The organism is Streptococcus sp. 544, assembly GCF_013277385.1.
GTDB lineage: Bacteria > Bacillota > Bacilli > Lactobacillales > Streptococcaceae > Streptococcus > Streptococcus mitis_BA.
This window is the reverse complement of record NZ_VMMU01000011.1, coordinates 21,657-34,963: the sequence shown is the minus strand read 5'-3', so window position 1 is coordinate 34,963 and position 13,307 is coordinate 21,657. Positions and strand designations below refer to the sequence as shown.

Sequence of the window (13,307 nt, the reverse complement as noted above, 5' to 3'; positions counted from 1 at the left end):
CTACCATTTGGAAAACAGTAGTCCTTATTGTTTATTTTGAATTTACATAGGCGTCTACAGCGATGATAGCTTGAGCAACATCTGAAGGCGAAATCTTAAACGGCATCTGATGGATTGTCTCACCCTCCATAGTTGCTTGTTTACCAACTTTTATTAAATCATCATATCCAACTTGATCTAAATGCATTTCTTTTAGAGTTGTTGGCATACCAATTTTTTTGTAAAACTCAATATACTTATCAAGTTCTTCTTTAGGTCTATTTTCCAACAATAGTTGTACCAAAGTTCCATAAGCTACTTTTTCACCATGTGTTAAATGATGAATGTCACCTGTCAATGCAGTAAAACCATTATGAATTGCATGCGCCGCAGCTAATCCTCCACTTTCAAAACCTAGGCCACTCAATAAAGTATTAGCTTCAACAATATTTTCTAATGCTGGTGTCACCACTTTAGCTTCACAAGCTGCCATAGCCTGTAAACCATCTGCAAACAGCGTTTCTTCACATTTCTTCGCAATTGCAACTCCAGCCAACGTTTGCTGTTGTCCCAACATAGTTTTTCCATTTGCCTGCATAACCGCACGCGCCTCAACCCAAGTTGCTAAACCATCTGCAATACCAGACGCTAATAAACGCTTAGGGGCTTGTGAAATAACTTTTGTATCAACCAAAACTAAATCTGGATTTTTAGAATAAAATAGATAATGATCAAATGCACCTTCATCTGTATAAATAACAGATAAAGCAGATACAGGTGCGTCAGTCGATGCAATTGTTGGAGCAATAATAACAGGCTTTTCAATCAAATCTGCAATAGCTTTTGCACTATCAATCGTCTTTCCACCACCAAGACCGATAATACTATCACAATTTTCTTTCTCAGCCAAGGCAACAACTCGATTGATTTCATTGTCAGAAGCTTCACCATTAAACTGGGCTAGAACAATATGGAAACCATACCTATGTAGGTAATCTTCAAATCGTTTTCCAACAATATCATAAACCAACTGATCGCATAATAGAATAGGACGATTCCCCAAATCCAATATTGATTTGGCATTTTCAAACAAAGCATTTTCCCCTTGAATATATCTAGAAGGGCTAGCAAAAATTCTCATATGTATTTCCTCTCTATCTAAATGGAACGACCATTTTGAATAACAAACCAATCGTCAGAAAAATCATCAACCGCCTTTTGGATAGATGGCATGGCGAAAGCTGATTCAAAAACATCTGCTCCTGCTGTAACAGCATGCGCACCTGCAGCTAAAGCATTATTTACTTGTGCTACATTTTTAAAGGATGCAGCTAAAATCTTACTAGGAGAGTTCTGTCTATCAATAGCAAGAGCTAATTGACGAATGACAGAATTTGAATCAATGTTCAGATTTTCCATTCTATTATAATATGGAGCTAGGTAATTCGCTCCTGCTTCGATAGCTAATAATCCCTGAATAACTGTATAAATAGCTGTTGCAGTGATATGGTAACCCTCTTTTTTTAGCACCTTTATTGCACGTAATCCAGCTGGAGTAACAGGTACTTTGATAAATGTATCATCTCCTGCTTGTCTCCGAATTTCATGAGCATCTTTTAAGATACCTTCAAAATCTTGAGAAATCACCTGAACATGAATAGAGGGTGTAGAGCCAATCAATTCTCTTACATCTTTGATTCGTTCAAAAAAATTAATAGAACCCTCTCTTTTTGCAATAGTGGGATTTGAAGTTACCCCAGCTAGTGGTAAAATTTCAGACCACTTTTTAATCTCATCTAAATTTAATGTGTCAAGCATAAATTCCATAAAAAGAACCTCTTTATTTTACAATGTATGCTCAGTACGTCCTATAATATCATCTTGGGTTGCCTTAGAAAGAACATTGAAGAATGCAGAGTATCCTGCAACACGAACAATTAAATCTCTGTGTTTTTCAGGATGTTTTTGAGCGTCAATCAACGTCTCTCTGGAAACAACATTGTATTGAATATGGTACCCATGTAAACGATTAAAGAATGTTCGTAACAAAGCAATTAGTTTTAATTTATCTTCTTCTTTGGCTAACGTTTGAGGATTTACTTTCTGATTTAAGAGAACCCCACCTACGATTTCATCTGTTGGTAATTTTGAAACAGATTTTAAAACAGATGTAGGGCCGTGTTGATCCATATTATGTGATGGTGAACAACCCTCTGCTAACGGTGTACCCGCGTTGCGTCCATCTGGCGTTGCTAATGTTCCACGTCCCTGTCCTACGTTGGCTGAGATAGAAGATGTTCCTGAATAACGAATTCCTCCAATAGGACCTCTTCCATAACGTGTATTAGGATATTTAGCAATTTCATCAACATAAATGTCATAAGCAGCAGTAACCAATTTGTCAGCATAATCATCATCATTACCGTACTTAGGTGCATCATGAATCAACATTTCTTGAATGACCTTACCCTCTTCTCCGGCATAATCTGTTTCCAGTGCATGCCAAAGCTGACTTGGGCTTATACGTTCTTCCTCAAATACCAATTTTTTAATTGCAGCTAATGAATCCGACAAATTTGCAATTCCAACTTGCAAACCTGATATATAATCATATACTGCTCCACCTTCTTTCAGGTGTTTTCCACGACCAATACAGTCATCAGTCAATGCTGAACATAGAATATCAGGAACTTCTCGTTCCAATGATAAATCAATAGAATTTTCAACAATAACACTCATTCGTGTCAAATATCTTAGTGTTTTATCCCAAGCATTTTCTAATTCAGAAAAGTTCTTCATATCCTTAAAATGACCAAAGCTTGGTGCAAACCGTTTACCCGAAGCCGGATCAATTCCATCATTCATCGTGATAAGTAGAACCTTAGGGAAGTTCATATAACTCATACCTGTGCAACGATAGCCCCATTTCCCTGGAACTGCCGTTTCAACACATCCAATGGCACTGTAATCATAAGCATCATCTTCCAATACTCCTTTTGCAATAAAAGAAGGAATAATAATCTCATCATTATTAAATGCAGGCATACCAAAACCAAGTTTCATCACTTCAATACACTCATTCATGAAACGAGCATCTAAACCTGCATGGTAACGTACAGTTAGATTAGGTTGCGGTAGATGGGTTTGTGCAACTGATTTTAATACCAAATAAGATAATGGGTTAACAGCATCCTTCTTATCTCGAGTCTGTCCACCAATTGTAACATTTTGATATAAAGGACTTCCTGCTGAAGAAAATGTATGTGCTTGACTGCGAACCTTATTAATTGTAATTGTCTTAATCCAAAGATTTGTCAGACGTTCAACAATGCTATCTTCTGTTTCTTTACCACTTTCTAAATCAGCCTTCATATATGGATACATATATTGATCAAAACGACCATATGAAAGAGAGTGGCCATTAGATTCAATTTGTAAAATACATTGAATAAACCAAACTGATTGAATAGCTTCTGCAAAAGTAGTTGCCGGTTCATATGGGACTCTAGAGCAAATATCTGCAATCTCAAGTAATTCTTTCTTACGTTTAGGATTTGCATTTTCAGCTAAATTTTTAGCAAGAGCAACAAAGCGATTTGCATATACTTTAATAGCATCGATTACGATAACTATAGAGTCGTAAAAATGATATTTATCAATACTTGCTGGATCTGTTAAATCTAGAGCTGCTTTCGCTTTACGAGCTCGCTCTTCAAAACCTCTTAAACCAAATTGCAACAGTTTCTGATAGTTAACTGCTAAGTGAGCATCTCCAGAATTCATCTTACCTTCCATACCGAAGAATCCTGTTTCCATATAAACAGACACTTCTTCAGGTAACAAGGCACCAGCTCTAGCACGTAAATTATTATTTTCCCAAAACGGAGCAATACTTCTAAGTTGTTCTTTTGTTTCTTCAGTAATATAGAAAACATCTCCATCACGCTTTTCAAAAAGATCCAACTCATTGAGAACAAATTCTAGCGTATATTCTGGAAAAATAGGAGCATCTTTATTGGAAGAAGCCTGATTTCCCGCAATCATAGATTCTTCTTCGATATAGATAGTCATATTTTCCAAAATTTCTTTGAGCATATAGGCGCGTTTTAGGACATTAGGTTGTTCCTTATATCGATCATAAGCGCGTGTTGCTAGAACTGCTCTTTCAGCATCAATATAAGGTTTTTTATTTAAAACATCTTCTCGATATTTGTTCATCCTTTCAGTAAGGCTGCCAAAATATTCTGTCTTGATTGTTGTTCTTGCTACTTCTTTATTTACCATAATAAGCACCTTTCTTTCGAAAATATTTTTGTTTCTTTCGAAAATATAATACCTGGTTTTTTAGAAAATTTCAAGCTTTTAACTAGAAAAACTTTAACTCTCTAATTTTTAGCACAAATGTGTGTGTTTAATGATAATACACAAATGTTTTTTTAGAATTATCATGCTTCATTCTGACAAGCTAAACGATCCTGTACTTTAAAGAATGGGAAATAAACTAATGTAGACATCGCTAATATCACCAGCTGAGTAATAACTCCTTGCCATCCACCAACCATAAATCCTGATATAATAGCTGGGGTGCTCCAAGGTAATGTAACTCCTGAAAATGGCTGCATGAAACCTGTTGCAATAGCTCCATATACTATAACAGCTGCAAGTACAGGAACAAGAATGAAAGGTACAAACATAACTGGATTCATGACAATCGGAAATCCAAATACAACTGGCTCATTTACGTTAAATATTGCTGGAAAAGCTGCTACTTTCCCTAAGGCTTGGTATTGTTTTGATTTTGCTGCAAAAAGCATGGCAACTACAAGACCAAACGTAATCCCTGAACCAGATAGAATTAAAAATGAATCTAAAAACTGTTGAGTAACAATATGTGCTCCATTTTCTAATGATAGATTACCAGAGGCTAACATAGCTTTATTAGCATCAAGATTAGATAAAAGCAGAGCTGTCACTACTCCATTTACTACCGATTGCCCATGAACACCAAACCACCACAAAAATGATATAAAGAAGGCAATTCCAATCGCACCATACAACGATCCAGTTAAACCTTGCAACGGAACCTGAATAACAGAATAAATCATTTCTATGAATGTTCCGCCATTAGTCAATGAGCTCGCTAAAATATATACAATCATAGAAAGTAAGAAAATTACAAATGCTGGAATCATTGCTTCAAACTGTTTGGCAATAGCTTGTGGAACTTGTTCTGGCATCTTAATAACAATTTTTCTCTTTATAAAGAAGGTATAAATACTTCCTACTACCAAACCTATAATGATAGCGCCGATAATTCCTTGGCCTCCAAACCAAACTTTACTAATAGCGTCCCCAATCGCCTCACCTTGTTTAGGGATATAAGATGATCTTAGTAAAATAAAGAATGCAGATACAGAAAGAACCCCAGCTGGTAAAGCCTCTACTCCACTATTCTTAGCATAAGAATAGGCAATTGAAAAACAAGAAATTAGACCCATAATAGCAAAAGTTCCTGAATAGACTTGCATAAAAGGCTCTGTCCAATCTGCTCCAAATACACTAGCAATACTTTGATTCAATCCTTCAAAGGGTAATTGCCCCATAATTAAGAACAAACTCCCAACTACTGTTAATGGTAAAATAGCCAACATACCATCTTTTAGAGCTATAATACCACGCATATTCACAAATTTCATCATTGGTGCAATGATTTTCTGAACATCCATCTTTGCCATAATAAAACTCCTTTTCTTACCCACTAATCAAAGATAGGGCCAAATCTAATACTTTTTTCCCATCTAACATACCATAGTCCATCATCGGAATAACAGCTATCGGAACATCACACTTATCACAAATTTCTTTTGATTTATCTAATGTATAAGCAACTTGAGGCCCCAATAGTGCAACATCTAGATTTGGGGCATAATCCGCTAATTTAGACTGAGAAAACGCCTCTATTTCTGCATCAACTCCACTAGATTGCGCTGCAATTTTCATATTATTTACAAGCATACCAGTAGAAAAGCCTGCTGCACAAAACAAACCAATCTTCACCATTATATTTTCCTCCTCTATGTTAATACTCTAGTATTATTTTTTATGAAGTTCTTTTCTCAAACTAATAATTTCTTTGATTAAATTAATCTCCGTCATACTAGTCATGAGATGATCTTGTGAATGAACAAAGAGAGCTGTTATTTCTGTCTTTGTACCAGACGCTTCCTGTGCCAAGAATTTTGTTTGTAGATTATGGGCTTCTAATAAGGCTGCATCAGCTAACTGGATTTCTTCTTCACATCGTTCACATGTACCGTTTTTTATATAATCTAACGCTTTATAAATATGTTGTTTCGCATCGCCAGCATATAAAATTAAACCCATGATAATTTGATCTGGAACAATCATTTCCATAAATTCCTCCTCATTTCACTATGTAAAAAGCTTTTTTCATTTGAAATTTTAAAATTTTCTTTTGTAACTATAGAATACAACTACATAAGAAACTTGTCAATCTAAAAATCAACAAATAAACAATTTTTATTTATATAAGCACAAATGTGCAATCTACTAAAAAGAAAAACGATAAACTGAATCAGTCTATCATTTTCACTCACATAAAATATTTCGAAAAGAAAAATCACCATCTTCTTCCAAGACTTTTAAAATTGTATTTTTATCTGTAATCAAATGATTTACTAAATTAGCACGCAAGACAGAAAGAATCGCAGATACTTTCGTATCACCGTAAGCAACAGCTAAACTTTGAGGAATATTTTTTAAATCTTCCAAAGAGATCGCTATCGTTCTTTCCTGTAAATTCTCATAAACTTCTTTACCTTTTGAATCAAAGAATCGACAACAAATTTCCCCTACAGTTTTAACTTTTGTCAATTCTTTAAAGTCATCCTCTGTAAGCATGTCTAACCATTGATGTTTTCCTTTATTACTAAAATCACCAATCCCAACCACAGCTATATCTAAATCTTTCCAACTATTTTTCAAATCTTCAAAATATCTTGAGTGCAAAATACCATCTGCTAACAATTTATTCTCTTGCACAATTGTTGCATTCATAAATGTACACTCTCCATGAAATTTTCTAGACATTTCATAGATCAGTGTATTCACATGGTATTTAGCGTGTATGTGACTAGGACCACCTGCTAGAGGATAGAAGTGAACATTTCGGACACTTTTGCTGTGGATTAGATCTACTAAATTACTTAAACTTTTCCCCCAAGAAAAGCCAATTTTCATATTATCATCAATTAAATTCCTAAGGACACCTGCTGCAACTTGAGAAATTCTTTCAGATAAAATTGTTGGAGTATCATCAAATTCATTTGGAATAATTTCTAAACTTTCCAGACCATATTTTTCTTTTACATAATTTTCCAACTTAAACATATTGGTATCAAAATTCTCTATTTCAATTTTAACAATTCCTGCATTCCTTGCTTCTGTTAACATTCTACTAATAGAGGTTCTATAAATTCCTAATTTTGCTGCTATTTGTGACTGATTTAAGTTTTCAATATAATACAGATAAGCAATTTTAGAGAGCAGTTTATTCCTATCTTGATTCATACACTTAACCTCTTACGAAACTACCTTAACCATTATCCCAGCATTTTCTAATGTAGCTATATTTTGTTTAGAAAGTTTTTCGTCTGTTATTACTTCATAGACTTGACTTAAAGCAAATCTTCTTACTGTACCCCTTTTATCAAATTTACTTGAGTCAGTTAGCACAATGACTTTATCCGACGCTGCTGAAATATATTGAACTACCTCACTGCGCATTAAATCTTTTCCTGTAAAGCCCATCTCTTTATCGTAGCCATCTGTCCCAACAAAAGCTTGACGCACATGAAAAGTCTGTATCATTTCTTTTAATAAAGGTCCTACGGTAACCTGTGAATCTTTCTGAAACTCTCCACCAAGAACAATAACACGACATGAATCATAACCTCTTACAAAATTTGCTATAAAAAATGAATTTGTTACAATAGTGACATTTCTTTTTTGCTTGCAAATTTCCTCAGCAAGTAAAGCACAGGTTGAACCAGATTCTATCATTATTGTTTCATTATCTGATACCAATTTTACTGCTTCTTGAACAATTTTTCTCTTAATTTCATAATTAATTGACAAACGTACATTTAAGTCATCTCCACTATTTAATACAGCATATCCATGCTCTCTGTGTAATAAACCTTTTGACTCTAATTTATCTAAATCTTTTCTAATCGTTACTTTCGATACATTTAATTTTTCCGATAATGTATTAACATCAATCTTTTCATATTCTGATACTAATTTAATAATTTGTTCCAATCTTTTCATTTTACACCTCCGTTTTATTCTACCAAAATAAAAAGCAAAAAACAACAAATTAAACTTTCGTTCGTAATTGTTTTTCTTTCGTTTTTGTGATAGGATAGAATTATAAAGAGGAGGAACTCTTATGGAAATATCTAAAGGAATTATTTTTAATATTCAACACTTTTCAATTCATGACGGTCCGGGTATTCGTACAACTGTTTTTTTAAAAGGATGTCCTCTGCGCTGTCCATGGTGTTCTAATCCTGAATCTCAAAGAATGAAACCTGAAAAAATGAAAGATGCTCAACGAGAAAAATTCACTTTAGTAGGTGAAGAAAAAACTGTAGAAGAAATTATTACAGAGGTATTAAAAGATAAAGAATTTTACGAAGAATCCGGTGGAGGTTTAACTTTATCAGGGGGTGAAATATTTGCTCAGTTTGAATTTGCTAAAGCCATCTTAAAGTCAGCTAAAGAACATCACATACACACTGCCATTGAAACTACTGCCTTTGTTGATCATGAAAAATTTGTTGATTTAATCCAATATGTGGATTTTATCTACACAGACCTAAAACATTATAATTCTATAAAACATAAAAAAGTGACTGGGGTTTTTAATCAAATGATTATTAAAAACATTCATTATGCTTTTTCTCAACATAAAACTATCGTTTTAAGAATCCCGGTGATTCCTGATTTTAACAATAGTTTAGAGGATGCAGAAGAATTCGCTACTCTATTTAACTCATTAAATATCGACCAAGTTCAACTACTCCCTTTTCATCAATTTGGTGAAAACAAATATCGTTTATTAAATCGGAAATATGAAATGGATGGAGTCCACGCACTTCATCCTGAAGATCTTATTGATTATCAAAAGGTATTTCTGAACCATCATATTAATTGTTATTTCTAGTTTATTTCCTTGAAATGCTCTAGCTATTTGCAGATAACAAGCATCTATAATACATACTTAACTTCTCAAAAGGTTTAGCTAAAAAATTTTAGCCAAACCTTTTCTATTTTACCTTGCTCTAAAATTTTTAAACTGCTATACTTATAACAGAAAACCCTTCCAAGGAGGTAGCGGATGTCTCATTCCTTTAAAAAATCTCTCCAAAAAGAAATTCTCCATAGAAGCTCTATCGCAGCCTTTGTGACCTCACTTTTACTACTCATTTTACTTTTTGGTTTTTCCTATTTTTTACAAAAGCAGCAACTCTCCAAAGACACGAGACAGATTGTCAAACAAGTTCAAGAAATGAAAGAAGCAAATAATGAGCTCCTGACTACTATGAACTATAAAATGATTCCTGAATTTTTGGACGGCAAACACACAGAGCGAGAAGTCTTTAGCTTATTTTACGAGACAAAAGCTAGACTGAAGCTTAGTTCCGACCTCATTATCCTAAGTGATACAGGTGAATTACTATTTAGTACCAATCGCAATCATCAAGAAAGTATTTTATCTCCCTACTATCTAAAACTACTCATTCAAAATCCTTCTCAAGAAAAAGTGACAGAAAAAATTGCACTCTCTTCAGATAAGCAACATTACACACTCTTTATCAAACCACTACTTCAAAACCAACGAGTTAAGGCCTATACTATTGCTTTCGTAAATGAGAATGATTTCATCTCAAGTTTCCCAATGATCAATTCCAAATACATCATTACCGATAGCTTTGGAAATATGTTTTCCAACAATACAAATCAGTTTACTCGCTCCACTCTTGAAAAATTTGATGAAAAACTCCTACACTCTCGCACCCACTGGTATGCGAATGAACCGCTTATTGTTCAAAAAGAAAAAGTCGGTGCTATTTTTTCAATCTATACTTTTCAATCCTTTTTTCCCATTCCTAGCTTACTCGGCCTAGCCTCCGTCCTCACCTTATGTATATTCTTCCTCTACTTCTGGCAAGCAAGACGAATTGCTCATAAAATTGCCACACACAACGCTGTTCCTATTGAAAGTTTGGTTTACCAACTTCAAGAAATTCCTAAACAAGCAGAAAAAAGGCTTTCTCTACAAACAGGTGATGAGTTTGAGTTTATGGCAGAAAAAATCAACAATATGTTGTACGAATTAGATCAACTTCATCAAAAAATGTTGACCATAGAAAAAGAAAAGTGGATTTTTGAAAGAAAAATGCTGGAAGCTCAGTTCAATCCTCATTTTCTCTACAATACACTTGAGACGATTAAAATCACTTCTTTAATGGATGCCGCTCTCACACAAGACCTGATTCAAAACCTCACGCGCATTCTTCGCTACAGTATCACCGATTTAGAAAAAGAAACAACCATTTGCCAAGATTTAAAGATTATAGAGGATTACCTTATTATTCATAAGATTCGTTTCGAGCACTTTTCATATGATATTGTCTGCCCAGAAACTGTTGATAATCAGCCTATTCCTAAACTTTTCTTACTTCCTCTAGTAGAAAATGCTATAAAATATGGGATGCAATACCGTATTGATCTTCATATTGATATCCAAATTACCTTGGAATCAGATTCTCTAATTTTTTTAGTCAAGGATAATGCTGGAGGACTCACAAAACAAGAGCGACTCGCTATTTTAGACTCTTTAGAAAGCCCTCATACCCAGCATGGCATCGTTAACAGCTATAAACGATTGAGCAATTTCTTTTCTGATGTCCAGCTAGATTTAGGAGTCAATCGCCATGGAGAAACTTGGGTCAAATTTATAACGAAAGGACTAACTCATGTTTAAGCTCATTATCGTAGAAGATGAACACCTCATTCGAAAATGGCTAGAGATTGCCGTAGACTACTCTGCCCTAGGTATCCAAGTCGTAGGAACTGCCAGTCACGGTCAAGAGGGAATGAAACTCATCCAAGAAAAAGAACCTCATATTGTCTTAACAGACATCACCATGCCAATTATGGATGCTTTTATGATGTTTGAAGCCACTCGTACTCTCTCCTATGAAAAAGTTATCTTATCAGGTTATAACGATTTTCAAAATGCCAAAAAAGCCATGCAATATGGCGCGGTAGATTTCTTATCCAAACCAATTGATACCAAGGAATTGACAGAATGTCTTCAAAAAATTGTTTTGCGATTACGAGTTAGCACTTATCAAGAAACTCCTTTTTTAGAAGAATATCAAACTTTACTCACCTCTATCCAACAAGTGGATACACAAAACCAAATCATTCAGCAAATTCTTGAATTTGTGCACCAACACTACTGCATGCACTTTACCATTTCTAGCATTGCAGAGAATCTAGGATATAGTGAAAGTTATCTATATAAGGTTATCAAAGAAGACTTCCCAATGACGCTAAATGAATATATCTTACGCTACCGCCTCAAGCAAGCTATAGATAAAATGGCTGAGTCCCCTAATTCTCCCTTAAGCGACATCTCTGAACAAGTTGGATTTTCAGACTATAAATATTTTGCCAAAGTTTTTAAAAAATATCTCCATATTTCTCCAAAAGAATTAAAACTCATGGATAAAAACCATTGATGTAAAAGGATTGCTCAAATCAGGCAATCTTTTTATTTTGTACTTTTACTCAATGAAAATCAAAGTGCTAACTACTCAAATCATAGCTTTGAGATTGCAGATAAAATGACGTGCATTGAAGAGGATTACCATCGAAATCCCAGTTACAGTGTACCCATCCTTGCTCTAGATACCCATTTCCTATTTTTCGTTTTAGATTTCTTTAAGGTTTTTATTATATCCTGTAGAACTCTACAATTTAAAGACATTAACAATCTAGGTAGAGAAAATGTTCGTAAAAAAGGAGATACTTATGAAAAAAATACTATTCTTTCTCTCTTGTGGCTGGATATTCCTTTCTTTATCAGGATGTTCTTCACCTATAGAAGCGGAAACTAGCACTGAAAAAGATTCAGATAGCACTTTGGTTGTCTACTCGCCTAACCCTGAAGACCTTATCGAAGAGACAATACCTGCCTTCGAAGAAAAATATGGTATTAAGGTTGACTTAGTACAAGCCAGCACTGGTGAATTGTTCAAAAAAGCTGAGGCCGAAAAAGAATCCCCTGTAGCTGATGTCATTTTCGGAGGCTCCTACGCCCTCTTCTCTTCTAACGAAAATCTTTTTGAACCTTATATTTCTCAAGAGAACGACCAGATAATCCCTGAATATCAAAATAAAATAGGATTCTACACACCTTATACATTGGATGTCAGTGTTATCATTGCCAATTCAGCTCTTACAAAAGATATTAAAATTGAAGGCTACAATGATCTACTCAATCCTAAATTAAAAGGAAAAATCGCTACTGCTGATCCTAGTAATGCTTCTAGCGCCTTTGCACAACTAACAAACATGCTTGTAGACCAAGGTGGATACGAAAATGAACAAGCTTGGACCTATGTGAAAAATCTATTTACCCTAGTAGATGGAAAAATTGCATCTAGCTCTTCGAATGTTTACAAAGCTGTCGCCGATGGGGAAATGGCTGTTGGACTCACCTATGAAGACCCTGCCTTAAAACTCTTAAATGATGGGGTTGATGTAAAAGTTATTTATCCAAAAGAAGGAACCGTCTTTTTACCTGGTAACGCAGCTATCATCAAAAATGCCAAACACATGAAAAATGCTAAGAAATTTATCGATTTCCTCCTTTCTCAAGAAATCCAAGATAAACTAGGAACTGAAACTACAATCAGGCCCATTCGTAAAAATGCTAAAACCAATAAAAATATGAAGGCTATGACAGAAATCAATATTGCCACTGAAGATTCCGATTATGTCATTAAAAATAAATCTACTATTCTTAAAAAGTACAATGATATTTTTACAGATATCCAATCTAAAAAATAAAATTTGACTTACCAGTGATTAACTGTCAAACCCTACTATAAAATCAAAAAGATTACTTCCGTTTTTGTAGAGAATTTTACTCTAATAGAATAGAATTATCGGTTTTAAAAACGCTTACATTGTTTTAAAATAAACTTAAATAACATAACGGAGGTATCCAT

The 13,307-nt window shown here is 34.4% G+C and carries 12 protein-coding genes; 4 read left to right on the top strand and 8 right to left on the bottom strand.

Annotated features, from left to right (window positions below):
• Positions 1 to 31 precede the first annotated feature (31 nt).
• The 8 genes from HT728_RS06335 to HT728_RS06300 form a co-directional block, all read right to left on the bottom strand.
• The gene (locus HT728_RS06335) at positions 32 to 1,120 is read right to left on the bottom strand and encodes a glycerol dehydrogenase (RefSeq protein ID WP_112444601.1); all 1,089 of its coding nucleotides are present in this window, start codon (positions 1,118 to 1,120) and stop codon (positions 32 to 34) included.
• Between the two features lie 17 nt (positions 1,121 to 1,137).
• Positions 1,138 to 1,806, bottom strand: coding sequence for a fructose-6-phosphate aldolase (locus HT728_RS06330; protein WP_173234379.1), 669 nt, complete (start codon positions 1,804 to 1,806; stop codon positions 1,138 to 1,140).
• Positions 1,807 to 1,824: 18 nt separating this feature from the next.
• Positions 1,825 to 4,263, bottom strand: coding sequence for a glycyl radical protein (locus HT728_RS06325; RefSeq protein ID WP_173234377.1), 2,439 nt, complete (start codon positions 4,261 to 4,263; stop codon positions 1,825 to 1,827).
• 161 nt (positions 4,264 to 4,424) lie between these two features.
• Entirely contained in the window at positions 4,425 to 5,714 is a 1,290-nt protein-coding gene (locus HT728_RS06320) for a PTS sugar transporter subunit IIC (protein ID WP_173234375.1), read from the bottom strand.
• Between the two features lie 16 nt (positions 5,715 to 5,730).
• Positions 5,731 to 6,039 (bottom strand): PTS sugar transporter subunit IIB, encoded by a 309-nt coding sequence (locus tag HT728_RS06315; protein ID WP_000238718.1) that lies wholly within the window; start codon positions 6,037 to 6,039, stop codon positions 5,731 to 5,733.
• Between the two features lie 33 nt (positions 6,040 to 6,072).
• Positions 6,073 to 6,393, bottom strand: a complete 321-nt coding sequence (locus HT728_RS06310) for a PTS lactose/cellobiose transporter subunit IIA (protein ID WP_000425250.1) — start codon at positions 6,391 to 6,393, stop codon at positions 6,073 to 6,075.
• A 195-nt stretch (positions 6,394 to 6,588) separates the two neighbouring features.
• Positions 6,589 to 7,569: a sugar-binding transcriptional regulator gene (locus HT728_RS06305; protein ID WP_173234373.1), complete on the bottom strand. Its 981-nt coding sequence runs from the start codon at positions 7,567 to 7,569 to the stop codon at positions 6,589 to 6,591.
• A 12-nt stretch (positions 7,570 to 7,581) separates the two neighbouring features.
• On the bottom strand, positions 7,582 to 8,328 hold the full coding sequence (locus HT728_RS06300) for a DeoR/GlpR family DNA-binding transcription regulator (protein ID WP_000824973.1): 747 nt from the start codon (positions 8,326 to 8,328) through the stop codon (positions 7,582 to 7,584).
• Between the two features lie 121 nt (positions 8,329 to 8,449).
• Here HT728_RS06300 and HT728_RS06295 point away from each other — a divergent pair, with 121 nt between their 5' ends.
• From HT728_RS06295 to HT728_RS06280, 4 genes are all read left to right on the top strand, one after another.
• The gene (locus tag HT728_RS06295) at positions 8,450 to 9,226 is read left to right on the top strand and encodes a glycyl-radical enzyme activating protein (protein ID WP_173234371.1); all 777 of its coding nucleotides are present in this window, start codon (positions 8,450 to 8,452) and stop codon (positions 9,224 to 9,226) included.
• Between the two features lie 174 nt (positions 9,227 to 9,400).
• Positions 9,401 to 11,050, top strand: a complete 1,650-nt coding sequence (locus HT728_RS06290) for a histidine kinase (protein WP_173234369.1) — start codon at positions 9,401 to 9,403, stop codon at positions 11,048 to 11,050.
• Positions 11,043 to 11,813, top strand: a complete 771-nt coding sequence (locus tag HT728_RS06285) for a response regulator (RefSeq protein WP_080982457.1) — start codon at positions 11,043 to 11,045, stop codon at positions 11,811 to 11,813. The genes HT728_RS06290 and HT728_RS06285 overlap by 8 nt, the downstream gene beginning before the upstream one ends.
• A gap of 292 nt (positions 11,814 to 12,105) precedes the next feature.
• Positions 12,106 to 13,146 (top strand): ABC transporter substrate-binding protein, encoded by a 1,041-nt coding sequence (locus tag HT728_RS06280; protein WP_173234367.1) that lies wholly within the window; start codon positions 12,106 to 12,108, stop codon positions 13,144 to 13,146.
• The last annotated feature ends 161 nt before the right edge of the window (positions 13,147 to 13,307 follow it).